The following is a 24,890-nucleotide window of genomic DNA, read 5'->3' on the forward strand; positions in this document are numbered from 1 at the left end:
CTTAATTTTTTATTTCAACACGTCCAGCCAGCCCTGATAAAGCTTACCGGCTTCTTCGGGCGGCATAACCGGATAAAGCCGCCGGCTTTCGGCAACAAGCGTTCTTAGCGACTCCTGATCCTTCCAGACGCCGCTGACGAGGCCGGCCATAAAGGCAGTGCCAAGCGCGGTCACCTCTGGATTAGCAGTTTGAATCACCGGAATCTGCAGCAGATCCGCCTGAAACTGCATCAGGAAATCATTGGCGCTCATACCGCCGTCTGTGCGGAGCGACATGCAGGGAAGCCCCATTTCGCGCTCCATCGCGCCCACCACATCCTTTACACGGTAGGCCACGCTCTCCAGAGCCGCGCGGACGATATGCGCCGCCGTCGTTTTGCGCGTCATCCCATGCAGGCTGGCGCGGCGGCCATTTTCCCACCACGGCGCCCCAAGCCCCTGAAAGGAAGACACAAAATACACACCCTCTGAGCTCGGCACCGACTCAGCCAGCTGCTGCGAATCACTGGCATGCTCAATCAGCCCCAGATTATCGCGCAGCCACTGGATAACAGCGCCCGCCATAAAAATACTGCCCTCAAATGCATAGCGCACCTCACCCCGCAGCCCCCAGGCCACAGTCGTCAGCAGGCCGTTTTTAGAAAACAGCGGCGAATCGCCAATATTAGAAAGGATAAAGGCGCCCGTACCGTAGGTACATTTAGCCTCGCTTTTTTCAAAGCAGAGCTGGCCAAAGAGAGCGCTTTGCTGATCGCCCAGCACGGCGCAGATCGGGATTTCAGCGCCCAAAAACGATGCATCCATCCGGCCAAAGTCAGAGCCGCTCTCCTGCACGGCAGGAAGATTGACGCGCGATATGCCAAAAAAGTCCAGTATTTCATCGTCCCAGTCCAGCGTATGGATATTCAGCAACATCGTGCGAGAGGCGTTAGAATAGTCGGTTGCATATACGCGGCCGCATGTAGCCTGATAGATCAGCCAGGTATCAATCGTGCCAAACAGCAGATCGCCGGCCTCAGCCTTCTCCCGTGCGCCCGGGACGTTTTGCAGCAGCCACTGAATTTTGGTAGCCGAAAAATAAGCATCGGGGATGAGCCCCGTCTTTTCATGCAGCCAATCAAAAAGACCGCGCGCTTTAAGCTGCTCGCAGACTTCTTCTGTGCGGCGGCACTGCCAGACGATGGCAGGATACACAGGCCTTGCAGTATGCTTATCCCAGGCAATGAGCGTCTCGCGCTGATTGGTAATGCCAAGGCAGGTGATGTCGGAGGCTTGCAGCGACAGCTGCTCCAGGAGGCGGCGGCAGACGAGCAGCTGCTTGTCCCAGATTTCCAGAGGATCTTCTTCGACCCAGCCGGCATGGGGATAGGATTGATGAATTTCTTCCTGACACATGCCGAGCGTGCGGCCCTGCTCGTCGAACAGCAGGGCGCGTACGCTGGTGGTGCCGGAATCTAAAGAGAGAATGAGTGACATGTTATTCTTCCTCTAAACGGCGTTCAATGGCGTTTACAACGGTTTCGAGCACCTTGATGCGGGCGTAATATTTGCTGTTGGCTTCTACGATGATCCAAGGCGCGTAGGTGGTGGAGGTGCGGACGAGCATCTCGTCTACGGCCACCTCATACTGATCCCATTTTGCACGGTTGCGCCAGTCTTCTTCGGTGATTTTCCACTGCTTATCGGGGTTTTCCTGGCGCTCCTTGAAGCGGCGCTCCTGTTCATCCTTGTCGATGTGCATCCAGAATTTGAGTACAACGGCGCCGCTGTTGGTCCAGCTTTCCTCCATGTGGTTCATTTCTTTATAAGCACGGCGCCATTCCTCCTCGGAGCAGAAGCCCTCGAGGCGTTCTACCATGACGCGGCCGTACCAGGAGCGGTCGAAGATGGCGATGTGACCGGCTTTGGGCACGGCGGTCCAAAAGCGCCACAAATAATGGTGAGATTTTTCTAAATCATTGGGAGAAGCCACCGGGTGCACGCTGTAGCCGCGGGGATCAAGCGCCTGGGTAAGTCGTTTGATGGCGCCGCCCTTGCCGCCGGCGTCCCAGCCCTCAAAGGCTAAAATCACGGGGATGCGGCGCAGATAGAGCTCGCCGTGGAGCTTGGTCAGCTTCTTTTGCAGCTCCTTCAGCCTCTTCTGATATTGTTCTTTGGTCAGTGTTTTAGAAAGGTCAATGCCAGCCAGCGCAGAGGCGCGGAAATTGTCGGTATGGATCTGGGCGCTCTCCTCGGGGCTCACCTTAATCAGATGCGCAGCGCGGCGGTCGGAAGCAGCAATGGCCTCTTCCAGACGGCTGACAACGGTGGAGGCAATCTTGGCCGCGGCATATTCCTTATCTTCCGCTTCCACAATGGTCCAGGGAGCGTTGTCACGATCCGTCTTTTGCAGTGCTTCCTCAGCGATGCGGAAATAGGCGTCATACTGCTCACAGCGCTGCCAGTCGCCCTTCGTCACGCGCCAGGCAGTTTCTTTAGAATCCTCTAGCTTTTTCAGGCGCTTTTTCTGTTCCTTTTGCGAAATTACGAGGAAGAACTTGATGAGTACGATATGGTCATCGGTTAACAGCTCTTCAAAGGAATTGATTTCATCGGCAGCGGTGGCCAGATTTTTGGCAGTGCTCTTGCCGTCGAAGCGGTCGTTGAGCAGGATGCGGTACCAGCTGCGGTCCAGAATCGAGATGCGTCCCTTGCCGGGCATCATGTTCCAGAAGCGCCATAAAAACGGATGGTAATGCTCCTCCTCCGTCTCGCGCTGCGTGGTATACACCTTGAAGCCTCTCGGATCGAGCGGTTCGATGAGACGGTTGATCATCGTGCCCTTGCCGGCAGCGCCGAGGCCTTCAAAGGTGATGATCACAGGAATTCCCTTTTCCTTGCAGAGGCGCTGCAGGCGGCCCAGCTTGGCATCCAGCTCGCGCATCAGCGTCTTAAATTCCTTTTTGTCCATCTTCTTAGAAAGATCAATTTTTTCTAACACACTATTCCTCCGTTCTAACATGTATTTCACATAGAGGGCTCTTTATACAAAGGGCCGGTCTATGTTGATCACAGCATAATATTTTCCCGGCAGCTCGCTTACCCGCTGCGTGAGCTGCTGCTTGAATTCATCGGCGTTTAGCTGATAGGGCAGCACGGCGTCAAAGATCAGATTAGTATGCGTTTCGCCGACAACCATCCGAAAGTCATGGATGGAAATTTCATCAGAAATCTCGTGTGCAAAGCTGCTGAGCTTCATGCGCAGCTCATTGGTGAGCGCGTCATCGGTCGCAATGGGATCCATATGGATCACAGCGTCGCAGCCAAGCCGTTCGCGCAGCTGCATTTCGATATTGTCGATCATATCATGTGCCTTTAGAATGTCCACATCCATGGGAATTTCTGCATGCAGTGAAACCATCTGCCGGCCAGGACCATAATCATGGATGATCAGGTCATGAATGCCGGTGATGATGGGCGCCTCCATCACAATGCTCTGGATCTGCCGAATGAATTCAGGATCCGGCGCCTGCCCCAGCAGCGGATTGATCGTATCCTTAGCCGCGCTGTAGCCGGAAAATAAAATGAAGCCGGAAACAAGCAGACCGCACCAGCCGTCGATGGCCAGACCGGTGTAATGGGCAATCACCGAGCAGATCAGCACCGCGGTCGTGGCAGCCATATCGCTGAGACTGTCCATAGCCGTGGCCCGCATGGCAGCTGAATCTATTTTTGCCGCAGTGCGGCGATTATAGAGCGCCATATATCCCTTGACCAGAATGGCCACGAGCAGAATGAGGGCGCTGGGCAGGGTCAGCTCCGTTACCTCAGGGTGGATGATTTTTTCGACGGAGGTTTTAACGAGCTCGAAGCCCATCAGCAGGATCAGGGCGGATACGATGAGGCCGGATATGTATTCGATGCGGCCGTGGCCGAAGGGGTGGTCGAGGTCGGGCTTTTGGCCGGCCATTTTGAAGCCGATGAGCGTGATGAGCGATGAGCCGGCGTCGGATAGGTTGTTGAAGGCGTCGGCTGTGATGGCTACGGAACCGGTGAGGGTGCCGGCCAGAAATTTTCCGGTGAATAAAAGCAGATTGAGAAAGATACCAAGAAGCCCGCAGAGCATGCCATAGGCCTGGCGCGTTCTGGGGCTTGCGGTATTCTCACGATCCTTGATGAATAGCTTAGCAAGAAGAGTGAGCAATGATATGTCTCCTTATGAAATTAGTTTAGTCTTCTGAGGCCGGCGGCAGATTGCCGAAGGTTTGCAGATGCTGCAGGCTGCCGTAGCGCTGTTGCAAAATATCCCATTCGGCGGAGTCATAAAAGCGGCAGTTGCCGCGCCCGAAATCGATGGCTACCTGCAGCATGAAGCGGGCGGCATTTTCGATATCGGTCAGGTGGCTGGCATTGGTAGCGCAGCCGGGAACGGCCGTTTGAGCCGTGATGGCAACGCCGACAACAGGGGCTTGCGTGGCTGTGGCGGGCTGCAGGATGCTGTTTAAATGGCTGACACCATTGCCGTAGGGCGTGATATCCTGCGTGGCCAGCGGAAATACGTAGGGCAGCTCGCCGGTCGTGATCTCCATGGTGCTAAGCAGATCTTCGGAAACGGAGAGCACATAGCCCTGCATAACCGTGTTGGAAATAGCAAAGCCGCGGTGATTGATGACGCGGTTGCCCTTGGTCGTGTCCACCGATAAAACAGCGTCCAGCCCCTCTATGACTTCTTCTCGATTGGACTGTACGGTGCTGATGTGAGAGCCCATGAAGGGAACTGGTTTGTGAGGCGCGGTGGGCGCATCGGGGCATACATGGGTGGCGATGAAGACATCTCCCTCCAGACGATCGCCCTTCTGCTTCATGTCCAGAAGTTTGGCGGCCAGTGCCAGTGCGCAAAGCGCACCGTCGCCGTCGGATACAAAGCCGATCTGATCAGGGCGCGCGCCGATGCCGCCGAGGCGTCCGATCAGTCCGATCGTGGGCGCGGAGCCGCCGTTCATTTTTCCGTGCGTGCCGGGAATCCATAGGCGCACGACGTCCGTTTTTCCCTTGCCGTTTGCGGCATAAAGCGGATAGGTTTCGACCTGTGCGTCGGCATCGATGCCAAGTAGATAGCTTTTTACGGCTTCGCCATTTGCACTGGCCGTGTCTAACAGATCGTATACGTCAAGTAATTGTTTGAATAACATAGCAGCTGCCTTTCTTAATGATATATGAATAGAATTAAAAAGTATGCATGAGCTGAGCTTATGGTAGCATAAAACCACAGGACGACCGCAAGAATCCCGCAGGGATTTCTTGCTAAGTTCAGCGAAGAATGAGCTGAACTTATGGTAGCATAAATTGGGGGAAAGCGCAAGCAGGAAAAGCGATCAACCAATGGTTGAATCGGCCGGTCAACGAATGCTTGATTGCTATTTTGTGCATGATCTGCTACGATGAATGCATCGATCGATACAATCTGCGAACAGGAGAAAACAAATGAATATTAAATTAACCAGCATCCTGCGCGAGCTGCGCAGGGAAAAAGAAATCAAACAGGAAACACTGGCCGAGGCCATGGGCGTGAGCGTGCAGGCGGTGAGCAAGTGGGAGACGGGCATGTCCTACCCGGATATCCAGCTGCTGCCGGATCTGGCGAGATATTTTGGCGTCACCGTGGACTACCTGCTCACGGGAGAGGACAGCAAAGGTTTGCCGGTCATGCCGGAAAAAGCTCCAGTATCTGACCTTGGGGACAGCCTGCAGGTGGTGGTGGCCTATTATCGTGATGGGGAGATGCTGCGGCAAGAGAGGCCTGAGCAGCCGATTGAGCTTGGGAATATTGCGTGGTGCATGGGCTCGGAACGGAGCTTTCAGGAGCCGGAGCTGCATGTGAGCATCTATGGCAATGCGGAAATTGCCGGGAAGATCAATGGCAGTATCGCGCGGGCACAGGATGTGTACTGCGAGAAAGTGAATGGCAGCGTGATGGAGGCCAGAATGGTGGAGACGGATAAAATTAACGGCAATGTGCAGGCACAGACGGTGCGATGCGGCGAGGGCAGCAAGATCAATGGAAATGTGGAGGCAGATGTGGTGTATGGACCGTTTCGTGCTTCTGGTGATGTGATCATGAAGGAGAAGGGGGAGCTGCCGGAGATTTGACGGGCAGAAGGGCTGCTAAGGCTGCGAGGGGGTCTTGGCAGCCTTTTTTAATATAGAGCAGCTCATACCATATAGCAGCTTATATAGCCGCTCAAAAAGTGTACTTCCGCCAGTGATGGCTGAAATTTGCGATATGGCGGATTTTGGCCGTCCTTTTGGTGCGGGTCCGTCCCTTAAGGAATGTCGTAGCCGCGTTATTTTCTTCTGATATCGGTTTTTTAACGTGCCTTAGCCCTATTTGGCAAGTTATCCCTCTGCTGTTTTTGTTCATTTAACTGGGTAAATTACTGCTTGTCTCCGTTACATTGAGTTTCATTCTCTATAATAACGGGTCATTTAACCCGTTAATTAGTTGTAAAAAAGCTATCATCAACGGTGCTGCAAGCCCTTTTGCACGTTAAACCGGTCCAAAATTCTTTCTCAAAACTGTCCTGGCATGAGACTGTCATGATTTTCTTTTCAGCTATATTTAATTTTTCCGCCACAGATAGCTGAACTCATGATATAATAAGCGCAGCCAGATATAGTTAGGCTAATCAAGCAATTGTGCTGCGCTATGAGTTTGGCATTTTATGCCAAACTCCGGTGTCGTCATGATATAATAAAGGCGGCAAGGCAGTTTAGGCTAGGCAAGCCCCTGAGCCGCCTTGCGAGTTTGCGGCAAGGTAGTTACAAAAGGAGACATAAAAATGGAGATTCAATATGAAAACATTGTGCTGCGTGATATGATAGAAACGGATATTGAAGATTATGTGAGATGGTTCACACAGGAAACAGCATGGTCAGAATATGATGCACCGTGGGAGGCGATTGAAACGGATGAAGCGGAAGAACGGCAAAGCTGGCGAGAATATTATGAATCAGTAAAGCAGCTGCCGGATGATCTGTTTCGCTGGAAGTTTGAAATTGAATATGAAGGCCGGCATATTGGGTGGGTAAGCGCCTACTCAATTGATGAAAATTATCAATGGATATCTGCTAAGAATATCAAAGATGGTCAAACGATATATCATGCAGTTGGGATTGATATCTGCGAATCAAATATATGGGGAAGCGGGATTGGTACAAATGCGCTTCGCGCATTTCTTGAGTATTGTGCAGAGCATGGATGGGACGAGCTGTATACACAAACATGGTCTGGCAATGGCCGCATGATTCGTGTTGCGAAGAAGCTTGGCTTTGTAGAATGGAGTCGTGCAGTAGGCACGCGTGAGGTTGACGGTGCAAGGTACGATGGATTAACATTTAAATGGGAGAAAAAGATAAGATGAAAATTTCTGGATTCGCAGATGAAATTAGCGCGGATTTTGATGTGCAGCTGCGCACGGTGAAGGCACTGGGAATGGAATATATATCACTGCGTACGGCAGATGGAAAGGGCATTGCCGAATATACGCCGGAAGAGGCAAGAGAGCGTCTGCTGCCTAGAATGAGAGAGGCGGGGATCTGGGTATCGTCGCTAGGCTCACCGATCGGTAAGATTGGGATTGAGGATGAAGACGGATTCAAACGCCAGATGGCGCAGCTTAAGAATCTGTGTCAGATTTGTAAGCTGCTGGATTGCCGTTATATTCGGGTTTTTAGCTTTTTTATGCCAAAGGGAGCAGCGCCGGAGGCTTATCGAGAAAAGGTGCTTGAGCGCCTGCGGCAGATGATTCCGATCGCGGAGCAGTATGACATCATTTTGATTCACGAAAATGAGAAAGACATTTACGGCGATACAGGCATGCGGTGCTTAGACCTGATGCAAGAGCTGGCAGGTCCGCATTTTCAGTTTGCCTTTGATTTTGCAAACTTTGTGCAGTGCGGCGAGGATCCGGCGCAGTGCTGGGAGCTTTTAAGAGGATATATTGCCTATATCCATATTAAAGACGCGATTTCGGAGAATAAAGAGAATGTGCTTTGCGGAACGGGCGAAGGGAAGATTGAGGAGCTGCTGCAAAGGGCAATCTGCGAAGAGGGATATGATGGCTTCCTGACACTGGAGCCACATCTGGTGTTATTTGATTCACTAAGCTCTTTGGAAAAAGCAGGTGCAGATCAGATCATCCGGGAAAATAAGGCAAGGGACGGAGCGCAGGCATATGAAATGCAGTACCGGGCGCTGCAGAAAATATTAAACCGCATTATGATAAAGGAGTGAAAAGAATGGAGAAGAAGCTGCAGGAAACAATTGATACCTTGGTGAAGATGCTGCGTCAGACGGCGGAAGGGCGCTGCAGCATTGCGCTTGCCGGGGCTCATGCAAAGGGAGTGGCAGATGCCGCTTCCGACATTGATCTTTATATGTATGTGGATGCAGTAAAACCACTGGCAGAAAGAAAACGGATCGTAGAGGAAGTCGCGGATGCAGACGCAGGGATTTGGATGGATGAGAATCCGGATGCGAAGCCATGGGGCGGCGGATTGGATTTTAAATATCAGGGGATACCGATCGAGGTGGTCGTGCGTACCTTTGGCATGACGGATCAGCGCGTAGAGGATGCGCTTTCCGGCCACTTTGAGATCATTCCGGCTACGTGGACGTCGAATGGGTATTATACGTTTATCCATGTCTGCGAATTATCCTTTATTAAGCCCATATACGATCCAGAAGGAATATTGGAAGCGTATCAAAAAAGAGTCATTCCTTATCCGGCAGCGCTTAAGGAAAGTATTATTCATACCTTTTGGGCACGCGCGAATACATGGCTGGATAATTTTCATTATGATAGTGCGATTGGGCGAGAAGATATCTGGTTTTGCGGACCAATTGTGATGCATACGGTGATGGATCTGGTGCAGGTGATTTTTGCGGTGAATGACGCTTATTTTACCGGCGATAAAAAGCTGATCAAAGCGCTGCAGGCTCTACCGTATTGTCCGAGACCCCTTTTGGAAAATGCGGCTTTGCTTATGAGCGCGCCACCGGACCATGCCGCCTTGCAAAAGCAGCGTGAGCTTCTTCGCGCCGTGCGCGATGAATTAAAGGAAAAAATGAAAGGATGATCAATAGTAAAGTCCGCACCCTATTGGATGCGGACTTTTTTAGCTTATGATACTTTGACGGTTACAATGAAGCCATCGACATTGTTTCCGGAGATTTCGTAGGGCTGCTGCGAAGGCACGGGGACCTGTGTGCCGGCGGCATAATAGATTTCATAATTGCCATCTGCTGTGCTTACGGCATAGTGTTGGCCGTCAGCAGTGTAGTTTTTGATGAAATCCATATACTCCTCGAGACAAAGGCCTTCATTGTAAACGGCGGTAGCATTAGGAACACCCAGATAGCGGAAATGCCAGGATTCATAGTCGATCTGAGTGATCGAAGCCTTATCATCGGGATAGCGCACGATGAAGCCGTATTTATGGCAGTTTTGCGTGAGCCAGGTATATTCACCGGTAGAGGAGTAGTACTCTACACCGCCGTTATCCAGCAAAATGCCTAAATCCACGGCAAGTGCAGAGTGGTGCTCGCTGTATCCGGGCCGCATGATGTAGCGCTCGGCATGCTCCAGACCGTCTTCCCGCACGCTGGCGTCAAAAAGCTCCTGTGATTCCTCCTTCGTACGGTATCCGCAGAGGATGAGCAGATTACGGATGCTGCTATGCTCGTAAAAGGATGTCAGCATTGTGTTGAGCGGCTGAGCAGCGATCTGATCGACCTGTACGTCGGTACCGGATACGCTGTATGCATCACCGGCCAGATCATACATGGAAATGAGCGTTTGATCTGTTGGGAACAGGTACTCATAGTTTTTGTTGATTAAAATGAGGGTTCCTTTATGCATATCCTCTGCGGAAAGCTGACGCAGCTCGTAGCCATCAGGAACGACCACCGGGGCTGTTGAAGAAGGCTCAGGAGCGCCGGCGGAGGAGGTGGCGGCAGAGGCAGAGGAGTGCGAGGAAGAGTCCCCTAAGAGGGAATAAGAGCTCCCGCTCTGATTGGAAGGGGCAGGATCGCTCAGCCGGCTGATAAGAATGCCTAAAAGAAGGCTGATGATCAAGGCAAATAACAGCGCGCATAGATAGAAGATCAGGCGTCTGCGTTTCCGCCGGCGCCGCAGATACTCTCGGCGTGTCATATAGGTCATACGCTATGCCCCTCCAGAGAAAGCTCGTGCATATATGGCTTCATGCCGTCGATGCATAAGGAAATTACGGCAGAGAGCTCCATGCCCAGCATGTCACAGCCCTGCAGGATGACTTCGCGGTCGCATTTGGCAGCAAAGCGCTTGTCCTTGAATTTTTTATTTACACTTTTAGGGGTTAGGTCGGTGATACCGGTGGGGCGCATTAAGGCGGTGGCCATGATGATGCCGGTGAGCTCGTCTACGGTAAATAAGCTTTTTTCCATATTGGTTTCGGGCTTGACATCACAGGTAAGGCCATATCCGTGACTGACAATGGCGCGGATATCAGAATCAGACAGGCCCTCGGGAGCTAACAGCTCTTCCACATGCTGGCAGTGCTCCTCGGGATATTTTTCAAAATCGATATCATGAAGATAGCCAATGACGCCCCACGCCTCGGGGTTTTCACCAAAATGAAGCGCCATGGCCTGCATTGCGCCGCAGACGGCATAGCAATGCTTGATCAAATGCTCCTCTGTGATGTGTTTGGCGGCAATTTCTTTTGCTTGTTCTAATGTAATCATATTAAAGGTTCCTTTCGTAAAGACTTGATCGTCAGGGTTGCAGTCGATATGTCTGTCTACGCTTCTTATTTTATCATAATTTTACTTAAATGGTTGTAAATTTATTGAAAAAAAGAAGACACCTTTATGTTTCAGGTGTCTTCTTTTTTGTCGGCTCGGGGGGTATCCTGTTGAAAGAGCAGACAGCCCTGCCGTTTAAATTGCGCAATCTTTTCATCGATTTTACAAGCATCTACATTGAAATAAGCGGCTAAACAGTCTTTACACATATAGGCAGCCGCTTCACGGGAAACGAGCTTTCTGTGAACAGCAATTTCATCGGAAGTCAGCGCTCGGCCGCATTGCATACAGCGTGCCATCAGCGGTCGATCACCTGAGCTCTGTATAGCTTGCAGCCATGTGCCGGGATCTGCTCCGTGATGATACCATTTGTTACAATCTTTTCCGCGCCGGTCCAAAGCTCTTTAAGGCGAAGTGTTTTTCCGGTGCTTTCCGGCAGGCCGATCGAATCAAGTAAAAGATGAGAATTCCAGCGGCTGGAAGCTTCGTCAGAAAAATTGAAGAAGCCAATGGCAAAATCACCGTTATTCAGCAAACGCACATAAACAGGCAGCTCATTAGGAGCGCCAGAAAGCGCCCGCGGGCTGGCATCATAGGCCTGATTGTAATCCGGATCCTGATTGATCGCGATGACCTCCTGATTCATCAGCGTTTCGCGAGTGGCCTCATCCATCGAGCGAATATCGCAGCCGATCATCAGCGGAGAGCCCAGCAGTGCCCACAAAGAAAAATGCGTGCGGTATTCTTCTGCGCTGCAGCCGGCAAAGCCCACATTGCCCTTGCCGCCCATGCCGGTAACCAGCATGTCCATGTCAGGAAAACAATTGATGCTGCCATACTGAATCGCGTCGCCGGCCACCAGCGAAAGGTCCTTAATGGAGCGCCAGGAATCATTGATGTCACCGGTAGTACGCCACATATTGGCGCCTGTCTGCTTGATCCAGGTTTTCGTTTCGTCCGCGCCCCATGAACAGGCCGAAAACAGAATATCACGTCCGCAGTTGGCAAGCGCCGCCGCCATCCTTTTATAAAGCACATGTCCCGGAATGCTGGTGGGGTGAAAACAATAATCATATTTCAAAAAGTCAATTTCCCATTCCGCAAAAGTCTGCGCATCCACAAACTCATGATCAAAGCTCGCCGGATAGCCCGCACAGGTATGCATGCCGGCGCAGGAGTACATGCCAAACTTAAGCCCCTTGCTATGCACATAATCAGCCACATATTTCATGCCGTGGGGAAATTTAGCAGGGTCAGGAACTAAACGTCCCTCTTTTCCGCGCTCGCGCAGGGCCCAGCAATCATCAATCACAATATACTCATAGCCGCAGGCGGCAAGGCCGGACGAAACGAGTATATCGGCGGATTGCATCACAACCGTTTCATTAATATCTTCGCCGAAGGTGTTCCAAGAATTCCATCCTAAGGGTGGGGTTAAAGCTACCATATTCATGACCTCCCAATATTTGATAGGTGCAGGATAGCACTGATTGCGCGAGGTGTCAATGGGGAGATTTTATTTAGGCTCTGTGTCCGCGTGAAGGCGCTCATATTGCTCTAAATCGTTTTTGAGCAGGCGGTATACAGTAGCCGCAATGGGGACGCCGATGAGCATGCCCAATATGCCGAAGACGCCGCCGCCAACAGTAACAGCGGCCAAGACCCAGATGCCGGGCAGACCGATGGAGGAGCCGACAACACGGGGGTAGATCAGGTCGCCCTCGAGCTGCTGGAGGATGATGAGAAAAATTAAGAAAATCAGAGCCTGAACAGGCGACTGCATAAAGATCAGAAACGCGCCGATAGCGCCGCCGAGAAAGGCACCGACAATGGGAATGAGGGCGGTAAAGGCGATGACGGCGCCGATCATCAGGGCATAAGGAAGGCGCAGAAGGAGCATACCGACAGTACACAATGCGCCTAAAATAACGGCATCGATACACTGGCCGACAACAAAACGGTGGAAGCAGTCGTTGGCAACAGAGAGGACATAGCTGAGCTTTAGACAGTGATTTTCTTTGAGATAGCGTTTGGCAAGGCGCGTGATCTGGACAGTCAGCTTATCCTTGCTGAGCAGCAGATAGATTGCGAAGACAAGGGCCAGGAAGGTGGTGGTGACTCCTGAGATAAAGGAGGAAATGAATTTGGCAAATAGATCGAGGATGCTGCCGATCCCGGAAAAGACAGTGGCGGCGATCTGGCGGATTTCAGACTGGAAATTGATGGCCGAGAGCTTTTGCATCAGCTCTTCGGAGAGAATGTTGGTCTGCTCTAAATAGGAGATGATGTTTTGAATGGCAATGGGGATCTCGGCGACTAAAAGCTTGATACAGCTTACCAGCTGCGGAACGATTAAAGAAGTGATCAGAGCTGTTAAGGCAATCAGGCTTAGGATGGCCAGAATTAAGCATATGGCGCGGCGGCTCCGGCATATGAATTTTTTCTTGGAGCGCGGAAAAAAGCTGCGTTCATAAAAACTCATCAGGATATTGATCAGATAGGCAAAGATGCCACCGATGAAAAGCGGCATAAGCGCTGCAAGCACGGTGCCAAGAATGGCGGATACATTGGGCCAGTAATGAATACACAGATAGAGGATAAAAACAGCAGCGCTGACAGTTATAATTGTTTTGGTTTCAGGTTTTTTCATGGCAGCCTCATTTCTCTGGTCGTAGGATAAATAGTAGAAAGACATCGCAGAATAGTTGCCTTGCGATGCCTTATGTTTCATTTGAGCTATTGATTTTTATGAATGACCCGTGGGAGAATCGAACTCCCGTTACCGCCGTGAAAGGGCGATGTCTTAACCGCTTGACCAACGGGCCGGAAAACGGAGGAGGTAGGATTCGAACCCACGGGCCCTTGCGGACTCACTGGTTTTCAAGACCAGCTCCTTAAACCACTCGGACACTCCTCCAAATAGAACAGTGTATATTATAAAGAAAAAATAAAGGAAAGTCAAGAAAAATATTAACGGGAATGCTCAAAGAGGGAGGAAGGAGTAGATAATCTGTTATATCGCATATACCTGGCCTCGGTTAACGTACTTTTAACATCTATTGTACATAAAATTTTTCTATATTTCTGATCATAACTACTATTATAGACGGGAAGGGACGGAGCTAGAATACGGCGAATCCATTTTATGAAGCATACTTCATGGCGTATACCTCATAATCTTTGTACAATAATGATAAATTTTTATAGAAGGAGGAATTTATCATGAGAAAGGAAATTCGTGAGGCGTACAAAAATTATGTTAGGGTGGAGTTCTTGAGAACGAGGGATAAGGAAGGGCTTTCACAGGGGAAAATGGCGGCCATTCTGGAGATGAGCTATGAGGCTTATAATGCAATAGAAACAGGCAAAAGCTGCTGTGGTCCGGAAACATTATCACTTTACCTAGTGCAGTTTCGTTCTGATGATAAGGAAGTTTTTATGGACGGCTTGTACAAGGCCCTTGCTAAAGTAAAGGAGAAGAGCGCATAATGTTTTGATAAGGAGCAGATAAAAAATTTGACAATGCATTGACGCTATGCTAAAATAGTAATACTGTGTGATTTAAACACCAAAACTATAAATTTTACGAAGGGCAGTGAATCCAATGAAATTACAGGTTTTTTTGTATAGCAAATACGGCTATGCTCAAAGAGTTGCTGATGAACTCAGCAGTATGTTCAGATGCAAATGCGATCAGATTCCTCCGGCATATCAGTGCAATAAAGAAAAGTTAATCTTTATTGTATATGAGAAGTATGGCAGCCTGGATAAGAAACTGGTTAGCTACATGAAAGAAATGGATGTCAATAAAGCACAGAACATTGCTTTTATTGAAATTTCCAATACGGGTAATGAAGGTGTAGAAGAGCTGAGCTCTATGGTAAAGGCAAACAAGGTCAATATCAGCGGCGTGCATGGCATTGCGGTTAAGAGAGGATTATTCTCTAAAGGCCAGCTGACGGATGCAGATATTGAAGGAGCTAAAAAGTTTGCAGACGAACAGGGAAAAGCAAACTTCGATTTCTTAAACAAATAAGATCCTTACATATCAAAAGGATATGGGGCGCCTTCCAGAAGGAAGGCGTCTTTTTTATGCGCAGTCCCATGCAGAGGCAGTATGCCGCAGAAGCGGCGCATGGGGCGCACGACGAGTAGGAGAAGATGGTTCTTCCCTACTTGATTGTTAAAATGAATTTGCAGGAGGGTATATGATAGCATATCGGGCAGTACAGCCGGAGGAAATAGATCGTGCGCTTTTTGCAGGGTTTATCCGCCGGCAGGTGGTTGTTCAGTGCCGCCGGCGGGAAAAGGACCAGTGGGTGATTAAAGAAGATCCGTTTATTGATGACTGGTCAGAGGAGGAGTATCAGGAGCTGATCAGCTGCCTGAAGCATACACTGCAAACCGGAGGATTTGTCTACGGCGCTTTTCAGCAAGGCATTTTAAAAGGCTTTGTATCGGTGGAGGCCGGGCTTTTTGGCAGCCGGAGCCAGTATGCAGATCTGTCTTCTATTCATATTTCTGAGGATATGAGAAGACGGGGCATAGGGAGCATATTATTCAGAGCCGCTAAAGAATGGGCCAAGACAAAGGGGGCCAAAAAGCTTTATATTTCAGCGCATTCTGCGGTGGAGTCACAGGCCTTTTATCAGGCTATGGGCTGCACGGAGGCAGAGGAATACAATCAGAAACATGTGGAAAAGGAACCCTATGATTGTCAGCTGGAGTGCAGTGTGGAATAAAAACAGAAAGGAGAAAGAGGATGAATATAAAATCTGTTGTATGCGGCAACAAAACCATTGCCATTGTAACAGGAGAGCATGTGATGTATGATGTGCAGTCAGCGCTCGATTTGATGATGACTGTTAAATATGAGGCGAATACCAATCTGATTGCAATAGATAAGCGAGGAATCATAGAGGATTTCTTTATTTTGAGCAAGGGCTTAGCTGGAGAAATATTGCAGAAGATGGTGAATTATCATGTTAAAATGGCTATTTATGGGGATTTTTCTAAATATACAAGTAAGCCGTTAAAGGATTTCATGTATGAGTCTAACCATGGAAAAGATATCTTTTTTGTGGAGACAGCAGAAGAAGCGATTCGTCGATTCGCAGAGTAAGGTTGCATTTTTGAAGCAAGAGGAGTAGAATATATAGGATTCTAAAACATAGGCTTAGTCTGTGTGTATAAATGGAGGAATAAATTGAAAATCAATATAGCAGTTCTTTTTGGTGGCAAATCCACCGAGCATGAGATATCCTGTATGTCTGCAGCGACGATCATAAAAGCGTTAAATCCGGAAAAATATGAGGTATACCCTGTATTTATTTCCAAAGAAGGATTATGGTACTACTATGAGGGAAGCATCGATCAGATCGAGGCAGAAACCATTATGCAGCAGGCGCCAAAGGCTGCCATTTTGCCCGGACAAAAGGAAAAGGCGCTTTGGGTTTGCCGCAACGAAGAATGGAAGGCGCTGCCGCTCGATATTGTGCTTCCGGTACTGCATGGCCGAAACGGAGAGGATGGAACGATTCAGGGACTTTTAGAGATGGCGGGGATTGCCTATGTAGGCTGCGGTGTGCTTGCATCAGCCGCTTCCATGGATAAGCTGACTACAAAACGAATTGTGATGGAAGAGGGGATTCGGCAGGCAAAGTATGAAGCCGTGTTTGCACCAGAGCTGGCGCAGATAGAGCCGGTGCTGGACCGCATTGAGCAGGCGCTGCCTTATCCGGTGTATGTAAAGCCGGCCAATGCAGGCTCCTCGGTGGGCGTCTCGAAGGCCGAGAGCAGAGCAGAGCTGGCAGAGGGTTTGCAGCTTGCTGCGCAGCATGACAGCCGCATTCTGGTGGAGGAAACGATTGTCGGACGCGAGGTGGAGTGCGCTGTGCTGGGCAACAGCAATTCTATAGAAAATCCGCCGAAGGCATCGGGCGTAGGTGAAATTTTGGCAGCGGATACATTTTATACGTATGAGGCTAAATATCACAATGCTGAGTCGAAGACAGTGCTGGATCCGGATCTGCCTCCGGACACGATTGAAGAGATCCGCAAGGATGCCTGCCGCATTTTTCAGGCAGTAAACGGCTGCGGTCTGTCGCGCGTAGACTTTTTTGTGGAAGCCAAAAGCGGGGAAGTGATTTTTAACGAGATCAATACATTTCCTGGCTTTACAGCAATCAGTATGTATCCCATGCTATGGAAGCATCAGGGCTATGATATCTCCTCTTTAGTGGATGAGCTGATTCGGCTCGGGTTTGAGCGCTGAGGTTGGCAATGGACAACAGAAAGATTGGCGTATTTGATTCCGGTTTGGGCGGCTTGACGGTGGTACGGGCCATGGAAGAGCTGCTTCCGGCTGAAAGCATCGTCTATTTTGGCGATATCGCACGTCTTCCTTATGGAAGCAAATCCAAAGAAACGATTACTGAGTTTTCTCATCAGATCATGCGGTTTTTGCTGCAGCATGATGTGAAAGCCGTCATTGTAGCCTGCGGAACGGCCAGCTCCAACGCGCTGGAAGAGCTGCAGAGCACCTATGATCTGCCGATTATGGGGGTGGTTGAGCCGGGAGCCAGAGCTGCCGCGAAGGCAACGCACAGCGGACGCGTCGGCGTGACCGGTACAGAGGCGACCATCCGCTCCGGTGCCTATGAACGTCTTTTGCAGCTGGAGGACAAACAAACAGAGGTATATGCAAAGGCCTGTCCCTTATTTGTTCCCTTAGTAGAAGAAGGATGGTTTGATGACAGCATAACCGCGCAGGTCATTACGCGCTATCTGGCTGAAATCAAAGAAAATCAGGTCGATACGCTGGTGCTGGGCTGCACGCATTATCCGCTTCTAAGGACCCTCATTCAAAAGGAAATGGGCGAGAACGTCACACTTATCAATCCGTCCAGAGCCGTAGTCGAGGAGCTGAGGGCATATCTGCAAGAAAACCAAATGCAAAGCAGCACCCAGCAGGGGCAGTACGAGTTTTATGTCAGCGACAGTACAGACAAATTTCAGGCATTCGGCCGAAAGGTGCTCGAAATCCCCAGCCTAACCGTACAGAAAGTCAATATTGAGAAATATTAAGCCATGGAAAAAGAAATCAAAATACAAATGATCAGTCGTTTTCAAAACGAGGCGGCGCCGCTGCAGCGCGAGCTAAAGGCTCGTTACCGCCTTGCAGAGCGCGAAGCAAAGCTGATCTATAAGCAGCAGCTGGATCCGCAGCAGGAGCAGTACACGCCCGAAATCCTCACAGTAGTGATCACGCCGGGGGGAAGAGCGCAGAGGGTGCAGATGAAGCGCCCCGGTACACGCCTTCAGCTAAGCTTTCAGCAAGGCATTGCCTGTACAGCCATCTATGATACGCCGGCCGGAGCCATAGAAGCAGAGCTGCATACGCAGCAACTGGACGGCTGTTTTCTGGCGGGCGAGATTGATCTGCGCCTGCAGTATGAGCTTAAGCTGGGCAGCGAGTCTATGGGCGTAACGATATTGGAAATCAGAAGCATATAAAAAAGGAAGCCGATCGGCTTCCTTTTATTTTTTGCTCTGCATATCGCTGACCTTATTCGCCAGCTTTTCACGCCATGTGAGCTTGCGTTCAAATTCAACTTTCTTTTCACCTTTTTTAGCTGTGTTAAAGCTCATGATATATCCGCCGGAGACCTCAAGTTTGACAATTTTTTTAACCGGCAAAGCCTCGAACACCTGCTTATCAGAAAACATTGTTAAAATCTGAGGTCCTACTTTGACCTTGACCAGCGGCACCTTTTGAAAACGCATGCGCTTAGGAACCTGTTCCATAACGGATTTTGGCATATTGGCCTGAGAAATTCTGATCTTTTTTTTGTCAATAATCAAAGCGGAAATGGTTTGTTTATTTTGCTCCACAATCTGCATAGAAGCAGCCTGCTTCTTTTGCATCTTCTTGCCCAGAAAGTAAAGACCGACGAGAACGAGTGCAATAATAATGATAACGGTAAAAAATATTCCAAGTGCGTCCAAGGGAATAGGCCTCCTTTAAATCAAATAAGCCAGAGTCATTATGCTGGCATTATATGCATATCAATCTTTAGTTTAGTCTATTTGTGAGGATTAGTCAATAATTTTTCTTGAAAAGTTCTTAAATGTAGCATATACTAAATCATATGCAATTAAGGAGGAGAAGGCATGTGGGCAGGATTTGTTGATATTATTGCAGAAGTGAGTCGGTACATATTTTGGATCAATATGCTGCTTGGGCTGATTCTGGTATTTTTTGAGCGTAGAAATACCGGTACGCTATGGGCGTGGCTGCTATTGATGTTTTTTGTGCCGATAGCCGGCTTCCTTTTTTATTTATATTTCGGACAGGATCTTCGCAAAACAAAAATGTTTAAGGCTAAGCAAGTAGAAGATATGATTCAGATTGCGGAGCTGCAAAAGAAACGAATCGATGATAAAACCAGAAATCCGCTGCCTCAGTATGAGCAGTATATGGATACAGCCAGGATGCTGCTGGACAGCGGGCAGGCCGTGATCAGCGATAATAATTATGTAGACATCTTTACAGATGGAGAAGATAAATTTACCAGTCTGATGGCCGATCTGCGGCAGGCAAAGGAATATATCTATATTCAGTATTACATTTTTCGCGGTGATGAGCTGGGAAAACAGATTATGGATATTCTGTGCCAAAAGGCGCAGGAAGGACTTGAAGTGCGCCTGCTTACCGACGGCATGGGCAGTATGGGAGAGAAAAAGGCCTTTTTTCAGCGGCTGCGCCAGGCTGGCGGCAGGGTGACTGTGTTTTATCCGCCCTTTGTACCATATATAAATTTTCGTATTAACTATCGCAACCATCGTAAGCTTGTGGTTATCGACGGAAATATTGGTTATGTCGGAGGGTTTAATGTCGGGGATGAATATCTAGGTAAAGGCAAGCTTGGGTATTGGCGGGATACGCATCTGCGGATCCAGGGCAGTGCCGTCGACGATATGGAGATGCGCTTTTTGCTGGACTGGAACTATGCCAGTCCCAGTAAGATTCGTCGTGACCGCTTTTATGGGCGCGACCGCAGCGGCGAGGAGTATATTCCGGCGATTCGCAAAATCCCAGGGGCGCATCCTAAATTTAGCCATGTGGTCATGCAGATCGTATCAAGCGGACCTGACTCGGCCTGGCAGAATATTCGCAATGGATATTTAAAGCTGATTACAGAGGCGGAAAAGAAAATTTATATTGAAACACCCTATCTGGTGCTGGATGATGTGCTTTTAGAAAATCTGCGGATAGCAGCGCTATCCGGCCTCGATGTGCGTGTGATCATTCCCAATAAGGCAGATCATATGATGCTCGATGGCGCCAATATGTCGTATGTGGGCGATCTTTTGGAGGCCGGAGCGCGCTGCTATACCTATCAGAATGGATTCATCCACAGCAAGAGCATTATCGTGGATGATGTGCTCTGCTCCGTGGGAACGGCTAATATGGATATTCGCAGCTTTAAGCTGGATTTTGAGGTGAATGCCTTTATCTATAATCCAGAGCTGACAGCAGAGCTGACAAGATGCTTCATGAAGGATCTGGAGCTCAGTCAGGAGATTACAGTAGAGGCCTATAAAAGGCGTTCTCTTTGGATGCGCTTTAAGGAATCGGTTATGCGTCTTGTTTCACCGCTCCTATAATGCAGTGCCATTCATTTGACATATTTAGCAAGACAGAAAATGATCAGCATAAGCAGAAGCATGACAACGAAAATTCCCAGCATTCCCTTGCCCATAATGGAAAGGGATGTTAAAAATGTGGATAAAATTTCTGAATTCATGATGATGCTCCTTTCATTATAATAAATTAGATACGAGGCCTAGGATGATGCCTCCGGCAACAACAGAACCGATCTGCCCCGCCACATTTGCGCCCACGGCGTGCATCAGCAAATGGTTGGTGGGGTCTTCTTTTAATCCCATCTTTTGAATCACGCGTGCGGACATGGGAAAGGCCGAGATGCCGGCGGCGCCGACCATGGGATTGATTTTGTTTTTACTGAATAGGTTCAAAAATTTGGCAAAGAATACGCCGCCGATTGTATCAAAGATAAAAGCCAAAAGACCGATCCCCATGATCATGAGTGTTTGCGGCGTGATGAAATCGGCTGCTTTCATGCTGAAGGAAATGGTGATGCCCAGCAGCAGCGTAATTAAATGAGAGAGCTCCTTCTGTGCCGCTTCCGAAAGATTTTTAAGCACGCCGCATTCGCGGATTAGATTGCCAAACATTAAAAAGCCAACGAGTGAAACAGAGCTGGGGGCAATCAGGCCGGCGATAAAGGTGACAATAATAGGGAAAAAGATGCGCGCCTTTCGCGAGACGGCGCTCGGTTGATAGGGCATTCGGATGCGGCGTTCTTTCTGCGTAGTCACGAGTTTGATTGCAAAGGGCTGGATGATGGGGACGAGAGCCATATACGAGTAGGCGGCTACTGCGATAGCGCCGATGTATTTAGACTGAAAGATCTGTGAGACCAAAATCGAGGTAGGTCCGTCAGCAGCGCCGATGATGCCGATAGAAGCAGCGTCGCGCAGGTCAAAGCCTAAAAGCACAGCAAGGGAAAGGGCAAAAAAGATACCAAATTGCGCCGCAGCGCCAAAAAGCAGCATTTTTGGATTAGATAGCAAGGGACCAAAATCAATCATAGCGCCAATGCCAATAAAGAGGAGAAGGGGCATGGCTTCAGAGGCTTCGATGCCAATGTGAAAAAGCCATTCAATAATACCGCTGATTTCACCAATGCCGGCAAGCGTTTGATTGATTGCACCGGAAAAAGGCAGATTTACTAAAATGGCGCCAAAGCCCATGGGCAGGAGCAGGGCAGGCTCGAAATCCTTTTGAATCGCTAGGTAGATGAGCAAAATGCCAAGTAAATACATGACTACCTGCTGCCAGGTAATGGCCATCAGGCCTGAGATTAGAAATTCCATAATGTTTCCTCCATTTTAATTCGGGAGAACGTAAAAAGACCTGTATCCTACCCGAGTAGGATACAGGTCTTGTCAGTTACAATTATACCAGCCGTTGGTCAGCTTGCTGTTGGCATAATTCCGCGGGTGCGGCGACTACTCCCCCGTAATGCTGGGCTTAGTGTATCATATGCATCGTCGATAGTCAAGGATAAAAAAGGTTTGGATTTGGTTTGGGTTTAATTCTCATGCCGGGGTGGCTGCATGACGACTGCCTGCGTTGTGTGTGGATGTATGACGATTGGCTGCCTGTGTCGTGTGTGGACGTATGTCGATTGGTTGCGTGCGCCATGTGTGGCTGAAATTGAAAATATAGCTGAAGGTTTTCTGCTATTTTGATTTTTTCCACCATATGTGGTGGAATTTCTTCAGCCACATTACTTTTCAGAGACGGTTCATGACGGAGAAAGTTCCACCATTGTTATCGTTTTCTGCCATGAATAGCTGAATTTTTTCAGCTAATTTCAATTTTTCCACCACGCACGGCTCAACCTATGATACAATAAAGGCGGCAAAGCAAATTTGGCTAGTCAAATCCCTGAGTCGCCTTATAAATTTGTCGCAAGTGACAAACTCCGATGTTATCACAGTATACAAATGATCTTTTAGATCATTTGTATTAAGAGTGACTTTTGCTAATCTTATGCGATCGCAAGAATCCATATGGTAAAATAAAAACTTGAAATGGGGGTGCTGATCCAGTGCAGATGAATATTGAGCTTGTAAAATTAACGAGTGAGTATAAAGAACAGCTTATAGATATGCTGACAGAATGGAAAAATGATATCCTTATCAATCATACGGATAAGTCTCCGGGCAGGTTATGGGCCAATGATTTTCATGATTTTGATCATTATCTTAAAAACCTAGAGATCAAAGAGGATACCCCCGGTGGACTAGTTCCGGATACAACATTATTTTGTCTTGATAAAGACAGGAATATTTTCGTAGGAGCTGTCAATATCCGGCACTATCTCAATGAGGCATTATTAAAAAATGGCGGTCATATAGGCGATGGAATTAGACCCAGTGAAAGAAGAAAGGGCTATGCAACGGCCATGATCACTTTGGCGCTAGAGGAATGTAAAAAGCTTGGCATTGATAAGGTGCTCATGTGCTGTGACAAAGACAATATTGGTTCGGCGAAATCAATCATAAATAATGGCGGTGTATTGGAAAATGAGATCGAAGAGGACGGGCATATCGAGCAGCGGTATTGGATTCAGCTGTAGGATAGAACCCATTACCAGACGGAGGGGGAAAGGAGAAGAAACATGAAGCAGTATGCGGATCTGCATGTACATACCCATATGTCAGACGGAAGCGATTCGGTAGAAGAGGTGCTCAGACAAGCGAGCGATAACAACGTCTCCTTTTTATCCATTACCGATCATAATACCTTAGACGCGTATAAAAAAAATATAAATAAAGAGGCTGAAAAGCGAGGAATTCAGCTGCTTCCCGGAGTGGAGCTAGACGTGATTCATAAGCAAAAGCAGTACCATTTACTGGCGTATGGCATTGACATTCACAATGCTGCACTGCAGGAAGCCTGCACATATAATTGCAAGGTACAGGAGCAATATAATTTTTCTTTGCTTCAATGCATGATACAGGATGGCTTAGCACTTTCGGAATCAGAGTATCAGCAATATATGATTCCGTCAGGACGAGGCGGATGGAAGCTGCTCAACTATCTGCTCGATGCTGGGGTGACTCACAGCCTGCTGGAAGGAACGAAATATTATCGGCAATATGGATTTGATTCCAATCATATTGCATTTATCAGCCTCGAGGAAGCAATCGGCATTGTAAAAGGGGCATCCGGGATTCCGGTGCTGGCGCATCCGGCCGAGCAAATCCCTTATAGCGCATATGATCAAGATCATGATTCGTTTTGGACGGCACTAGAGGAGCTGCTGCAAACCCAAATTGAAGGAATAGAATGCATTCATCCGCTTCATGGGTTTGAGCTTCAAGAAGAGCTGATAGCGCTATGTAAGGAGAGAGGGTTATTCATTTCCGGAGGAACAGATTATCATGGCCGGTTTTTTAATAAACAAAAACAGAGGATTGGCGGACAGTTCATTTCAGCAGATATTGTTAAAAGCCTAATTATGGAGAAAGTGCAGTGAAGCAGTCAAGATGGAAAAAAGCCGACTGGATTTTGCTCGGGAGCCTGTTAGCCGCAGGGCTGTTAGGAGGATTGCTGCTATTTTTGACCAGTAAAACCGGTCAAAGAGTGCAGGTTCGGGTAGGCGGCGAGATTCAGGCTGTGTACCGGCTGGAAGAAGAGGGGCGCTACCGCATAGAGGGCGCTGAAGGCGGAAGCAATATCCTAGTCATTCAAGACGGGAAGGCATGGGTTGAAGAAGCATCCTGCCCGGATGGACTATGCATGCATATGGGAAAAATCATGCAGCAGGGGCAGTCCATCGTATGTCTGCCAAATCAGGTGATTATAGAAATCACAGAAGCCGGAGCAGAGCAAAAGGTTGACGGCGTGGTTCGATAAGAGGAAAATGATATGAAACAGACACAGAGAATTGCGCAGTACGGAATCCTGATTGCCCTCGCAATGATTTTAAGCTATGTCGAAGCGCAGATTCCAGCATTTTTCGCTGTGCCCGGGATGAAGCTGGGGCTTACCAACATCGTAGTGCTGCTGGCGCTTTATCAGCTGGGAATCAAGAGCGCTTTGCTGATCAATGGAATACGGATTCTTTTAGTTGCGCTTCTATTTGGAAACGGCATGAGTCTGGCGTATAGCCTTGCCGGAGGCCTCTTGAGCGGCCTGATCATGATCCTGCTAAAAAAAACAGAGCGTTTTCACATGATCACCGTGAGCATAGCAGGCGGCATTTCGCACAATGTCGGACAGATTTTAGCCGCAATGGCGCTGCTGCAAACGAAATCGCTCGCATGGTATCTGATTTTTCTTTGGTTTGCAGGTCTTGTAAGCGGCAGCCTAATTGGAATTATAGGAGAAGAGCTGTGTAAACGAATCCATTTGGGTAAGAGATGAATTATCCTATTTTTCCACCGCCGCGGGCGGAAATGGACG

The 24,890-nt window shown here is 48.8% G+C and carries 27 protein-coding genes and 2 tRNA genes; 16 read left to right on the plus strand and 13 right to left on the minus strand.

The features are described from left to right. Positions 1-9 precede the first annotated feature (9 nt). From glpK to HFE64_02450, 4 genes are all read right to left on the minus strand, one after another. Positions 10-1,476, minus strand: coding sequence for a glycerol kinase GlpK (gene glpK / locus HFE64_02435; GenBank protein MCI8632327.1), 1,467 nt, complete (start codon positions 1,474-1,476; stop codon positions 10-12). Between the two features lies 1 nt (position 1,477). After that, the gene (gene pap / locus HFE64_02440) at positions 1,478-2,980 is read right to left on the minus strand and encodes a polyphosphate:AMP phosphotransferase (GenBank protein MCI8632328.1); all 1,503 of its coding nucleotides are present in this window, start codon (positions 2,978-2,980) and stop codon (positions 1,478-1,480) included. Positions 2,981-3,022: 42 nt separating this feature from the next. Continuing rightward, positions 3,023-4,105 (minus strand): cation transporter, encoded by a 1,083-nt coding sequence (locus HFE64_02445; protein MCI8632329.1) that lies wholly within the window; start codon positions 4,103-4,105, stop codon positions 3,023-3,025. Positions 4,106-4,208: 103 nt separating this feature from the next. Continuing rightward, a complete protein-coding gene (locus HFE64_02450; protein MCI8632330.1) occupies positions 4,209-5,171 on the minus strand; it encodes a DUF1177 domain-containing protein in 963 nt (320 codons plus the stop codon). Between the two features lie 292 nt (positions 5,172-5,463). On the opposite strand from HFE64_02450, the gene HFE64_02455 reads away from it, so the two are divergent. From HFE64_02455 to HFE64_02470, 4 genes are all read left to right on the plus strand, one after another. Further along, positions 5,464-6,129 (plus strand): helix-turn-helix transcriptional regulator, encoded by a 666-nt coding sequence (locus HFE64_02455; GenBank protein MCI8632331.1) that lies wholly within the window; start codon positions 5,464-5,466, stop codon positions 6,127-6,129. 689 nt (positions 6,130-6,818) lie between these two features. Then, positions 6,819-7,400 carry a GNAT family N-acetyltransferase gene (locus HFE64_02460; GenBank protein MCI8632332.1) on the plus strand — a complete coding sequence of 194 codons (582 nt, stop codon included), beginning with the start codon at positions 6,819-6,821 and terminating at the stop codon, positions 7,398-7,400. Next, complete coding sequence (locus tag HFE64_02465; protein ID MCI8632333.1) at positions 7,379-8,272, plus strand: sugar phosphate isomerase/epimerase; 894 nt, start codon at positions 7,379-7,381, stop codon at positions 8,270-8,272. The genes HFE64_02460 and HFE64_02465 overlap by 22 nt, the downstream gene beginning before the upstream one ends. 5 nt (positions 8,273-8,277) lie before the next feature. Continuing rightward, the gene (locus tag HFE64_02470) at positions 8,278-9,117 is read left to right on the plus strand and encodes a nucleotidyltransferase domain-containing protein (protein MCI8632334.1); all 840 of its coding nucleotides are present in this window, start codon (positions 8,278-8,280) and stop codon (positions 9,115-9,117) included. 44 nt (positions 9,118-9,161) lie between these two features. Here the strand turns inward: HFE64_02470 and HFE64_02475 are convergent, their stop codons facing one another. The 7 genes from HFE64_02475 to HFE64_02505 all read right to left on the minus strand — a co-directional run bounded on the left by HFE64_02475 (position 9,162) and on the right by HFE64_02505 (position 13,742). Further along, complete coding sequence (locus HFE64_02475) at positions 9,162-10,202, minus strand: M15 family metallopeptidase (GenBank protein MCI8632335.1); 1,041 nt, start codon at positions 10,200-10,202, stop codon at positions 9,162-9,164. Then, the gene (locus HFE64_02480; GenBank protein ID MCI8632336.1) at positions 10,199-10,765 is read right to left on the minus strand and encodes a hypothetical protein; all 567 of its coding nucleotides are present in this window, start codon (positions 10,763-10,765) and stop codon (positions 10,199-10,201) included. The genes HFE64_02475 and HFE64_02480 overlap by 4 nt, the downstream gene beginning before the upstream one ends. Before the next feature lie 131 nt (positions 10,766-10,896). Further along, positions 10,897-11,124: a hypothetical protein gene (locus tag HFE64_02485; protein ID MCI8632337.1), complete on the minus strand. Its 228-nt coding sequence runs from the start codon at positions 11,122-11,124 to the stop codon at positions 10,897-10,899. Continuing rightward, a complete protein-coding gene (locus tag HFE64_02490) occupies positions 11,124-12,272 on the minus strand; it encodes a glycoside hydrolase family 27 protein (protein MCI8632338.1) in 1,149 nt (382 codons plus the stop codon). The genes HFE64_02485 and HFE64_02490 overlap by 1 nt, the downstream gene beginning before the upstream one ends. A 69-nt stretch (positions 12,273-12,341) precedes the next feature. Further along, the gene (locus HFE64_02495; GenBank protein ID MCI8632339.1) at positions 12,342-13,475 is read right to left on the minus strand and encodes an AI-2E family transporter; all 1,134 of its coding nucleotides are present in this window, start codon (positions 13,473-13,475) and stop codon (positions 12,342-12,344) included. A 103-nt stretch (positions 13,476-13,578) separates the two neighbouring features. Beyond that, positions 13,579-13,650: transfer RNA gene (locus tag HFE64_02500), tRNA-Glu, on the minus strand. Between the two features lie 6 nt (positions 13,651-13,656). Continuing rightward, positions 13,657-13,742: transfer RNA gene (locus HFE64_02505), tRNA-Ser, on the minus strand. Between the two features lie 305 nt (positions 13,743-14,047). On the opposite strand from HFE64_02505, the gene HFE64_02510 reads away from it, so the two are divergent. The 7 genes from HFE64_02510 to HFE64_02540 all read left to right on the plus strand — a co-directional run bounded on the left by HFE64_02510 (position 14,048) and on the right by HFE64_02540 (position 18,340). Beyond that, entirely contained in the window at positions 14,048-14,314 is a 267-nt protein-coding gene (locus HFE64_02510) for a helix-turn-helix transcriptional regulator (GenBank protein ID MCI8632340.1), read from the plus strand. A gap of 115 nt (positions 14,315-14,429) precedes the next feature. Then, a complete protein-coding gene (locus HFE64_02515; GenBank protein ID MCI8632341.1) occupies positions 14,430-14,861 on the plus strand; it encodes a hypothetical protein in 432 nt (143 codons plus the stop codon). A 172-nt stretch (positions 14,862-15,033) separates the two neighbouring features. After that, positions 15,034-15,567 carry a GNAT family N-acetyltransferase gene (locus HFE64_02520; GenBank protein ID MCI8632342.1) on the plus strand — a complete coding sequence of 178 codons (534 nt, stop codon included), beginning with the start codon at positions 15,034-15,036 and terminating at the stop codon, positions 15,565-15,567. Between the two features lie 20 nt (positions 15,568-15,587). After that, positions 15,588-15,947 carry a DUF4180 domain-containing protein gene (locus HFE64_02525; GenBank protein ID MCI8632343.1) on the plus strand — a complete coding sequence of 120 codons (360 nt, stop codon included), beginning with the start codon at positions 15,588-15,590 and terminating at the stop codon, positions 15,945-15,947. Between the two features lie 84 nt (positions 15,948-16,031). Then, on the plus strand, positions 16,032-17,099 hold the full coding sequence (locus HFE64_02530; GenBank protein MCI8632344.1) for a D-alanine--D-alanine ligase: 1,068 nt from the start codon (positions 16,032-16,034) through the stop codon (positions 17,097-17,099). A gap of 8 nt (positions 17,100-17,107) precedes the next feature. Then, the gene (locus HFE64_02535; protein MCI8632345.1) at positions 17,108-17,911 is read left to right on the plus strand and encodes a glutamate racemase; all 804 of its coding nucleotides are present in this window, start codon (positions 17,108-17,110) and stop codon (positions 17,909-17,911) included. A gap of 3 nt (positions 17,912-17,914) precedes the next feature. Next, complete coding sequence (locus HFE64_02540; GenBank protein MCI8632346.1) at positions 17,915-18,340, plus strand: DUF1934 domain-containing protein; 426 nt, start codon at positions 17,915-17,917, stop codon at positions 18,338-18,340. A gap of 24 nt (positions 18,341-18,364) precedes the next feature. Here HFE64_02540 and HFE64_02545 read toward each other — a convergent pair whose 3' ends face one another. After that, entirely contained in the window at positions 18,365-18,817 is a 453-nt protein-coding gene (locus HFE64_02545) for a hypothetical protein (protein MCI8632347.1), read from the minus strand. Positions 18,818-18,997: 180 nt separating this feature from the next. Here HFE64_02545 and cls point away from each other — a divergent pair, with 180 nt between their 5' ends. Further along, entirely contained in the window at positions 18,998-20,494 is a 1,497-nt protein-coding gene (gene cls, locus HFE64_02550) for a cardiolipin synthase (GenBank protein ID MCI8632348.1), read from the plus strand. 156 nt (positions 20,495-20,650) lie between these two features. Here cls and HFE64_02555 read toward each other — a convergent pair whose 3' ends face one another. After that, positions 20,651-21,787: a sodium ion-translocating decarboxylase subunit beta gene (locus HFE64_02555; protein ID MCI8632349.1), complete on the minus strand. Its 1,137-nt coding sequence runs from the start codon at positions 21,785-21,787 to the stop codon at positions 20,651-20,653. Positions 21,788-22,533: 746 nt separating this feature from the next. Here HFE64_02555 and HFE64_02560 point away from each other — a divergent pair. From HFE64_02560 to HFE64_02575, 4 genes are read left to right on the plus strand one after another with little or no spacing between them, the layout of a single operon-like run. Further along, positions 22,534-23,058 carry a GNAT family N-acetyltransferase gene (locus HFE64_02560; GenBank protein MCI8632350.1) on the plus strand — a complete coding sequence of 175 codons (525 nt, stop codon included), beginning with the start codon at positions 22,534-22,536 and terminating at the stop codon, positions 23,056-23,058. 42 nt (positions 23,059-23,100) lie between these two features. Then, positions 23,101-23,961, plus strand: coding sequence for a PHP domain-containing protein (locus tag HFE64_02565; protein MCI8632351.1), 861 nt, complete (start codon positions 23,101-23,103; stop codon positions 23,959-23,961). Continuing rightward, entirely contained in the window at positions 23,958-24,341 is a 384-nt protein-coding gene (locus tag HFE64_02570) for a NusG domain II-containing protein (GenBank protein ID MCI8632352.1), read from the plus strand. The genes HFE64_02565 and HFE64_02570 overlap by 4 nt, the downstream gene beginning before the upstream one ends. Positions 24,342-24,353: 12 nt before the next feature. Next, positions 24,354-24,851 (plus strand): Gx transporter family protein, encoded by a 498-nt coding sequence (locus HFE64_02575; GenBank protein MCI8632353.1) that lies wholly within the window; start codon positions 24,354-24,356, stop codon positions 24,849-24,851. Positions 24,852-24,890: the final 39 nt, after the last annotated feature.

The organism is Lachnospiraceae bacterium (assembly GCA_022794035.1).
Lineage (GTDB): Bacteria > Bacillota > Clostridia > Lachnospirales > Bianqueaceae > CALWPV01.

Coding starts and splice junctions, on each gene's coding strand:
- glpK (MCI8632327.1), bottom strand. CDS start 1,476: ATGTCACTCATTCTCTCTTTAGATTCCGGCACCACCAGCGTACGCGCC.
- HFE64_02445 (MCI8632329.1), bottom strand. CDS start 4,105: ATGCTCTGCGGGCTTCTTGGTATCTTTCTCAATCTGCTTTTATTCACC.
- HFE64_02450 (MCI8632330.1), bottom strand. CDS start 5,171: ATGTTATTCAAACAATTACTTGACGTATACGATCTGTTAGACACGGCC.
- HFE64_02455 (MCI8632331.1), top strand. CDS start 5,464: ATGAATATTAAATTAACCAGCATCCTGCGCGAGCTGCGCAGGGAAAAA.
- HFE64_02460 (MCI8632332.1), top strand. CDS start 6,819: ATGGAGATTCAATATGAAAACATTGTGCTGCGTGATATGATAGAAACG.
- HFE64_02465 (MCI8632333.1), top strand. CDS start 7,379: ATGGGAGAAAAAGATAAGATGAAAATTTCTGGATTCGCAGATGAAATT.
- HFE64_02470 (MCI8632334.1), top strand. CDS start 8,278: ATGGAGAAGAAGCTGCAGGAAACAATTGATACCTTGGTGAAGATGCTG.
- HFE64_02475 (MCI8632335.1), bottom strand. CDS start 10,202: ATGACCTATATGACACGCCGAGAGTATCTGCGGCGCCGGCGGAAACGC.
- HFE64_02480 (MCI8632336.1), bottom strand. CDS start 10,765: ATGATTACATTAGAACAAGCAAAAGAAATTGCCGCCAAACACATCACA.
- HFE64_02485 (MCI8632337.1), bottom strand. CDS start 11,124: ATGGCACGCTGTATGCAATGCGGCCGAGCGCTGACTTCCGATGAAATT.
- HFE64_02490 (MCI8632338.1), bottom strand. CDS start 12,272: ATGGTAGCTTTAACCCCACCCTTAGGATGGAATTCTTGGAACACCTTC.
- HFE64_02495 (MCI8632339.1), bottom strand. CDS start 13,475: ATGAAAAAACCTGAAACCAAAACAATTATAACTGTCAGCGCTGCTGTT.
- HFE64_02510 (MCI8632340.1), top strand. CDS start 14,048: ATGAGAAAGGAAATTCGTGAGGCGTACAAAAATTATGTTAGGGTGGAG.
- HFE64_02515 (MCI8632341.1), top strand. CDS start 14,430: ATGAAATTACAGGTTTTTTTGTATAGCAAATACGGCTATGCTCAAAGA.
- HFE64_02520 (MCI8632342.1), top strand. CDS start 15,034: ATGATAGCATATCGGGCAGTACAGCCGGAGGAAATAGATCGTGCGCTT.
- HFE64_02525 (MCI8632343.1), top strand. CDS start 15,588: ATGAATATAAAATCTGTTGTATGCGGCAACAAAACCATTGCCATTGTA.
- HFE64_02535 (MCI8632345.1), top strand. CDS start 17,108: ATGGACAACAGAAAGATTGGCGTATTTGATTCCGGTTTGGGCGGCTTG.
- HFE64_02540 (MCI8632346.1), top strand. CDS start 17,915: ATGGAAAAAGAAATCAAAATACAAATGATCAGTCGTTTTCAAAACGAG.
- cls (MCI8632348.1), top strand. CDS start 18,998: ATGTGGGCAGGATTTGTTGATATTATTGCAGAAGTGAGTCGGTACATA.
- HFE64_02555 (MCI8632349.1), bottom strand. CDS start 21,787: ATGGAATTTCTAATCTCAGGCCTGATGGCCATTACCTGGCAGCAGGTA.
- HFE64_02560 (MCI8632350.1), top strand. CDS start 22,534: ATGAATATTGAGCTTGTAAAATTAACGAGTGAGTATAAAGAACAGCTT.
- HFE64_02565 (MCI8632351.1), top strand. CDS start 23,101: ATGAAGCAGTATGCGGATCTGCATGTACATACCCATATGTCAGACGGA.
- HFE64_02575 (MCI8632353.1), top strand. CDS start 24,354: ATGAAACAGACACAGAGAATTGCGCAGTACGGAATCCTGATTGCCCTC.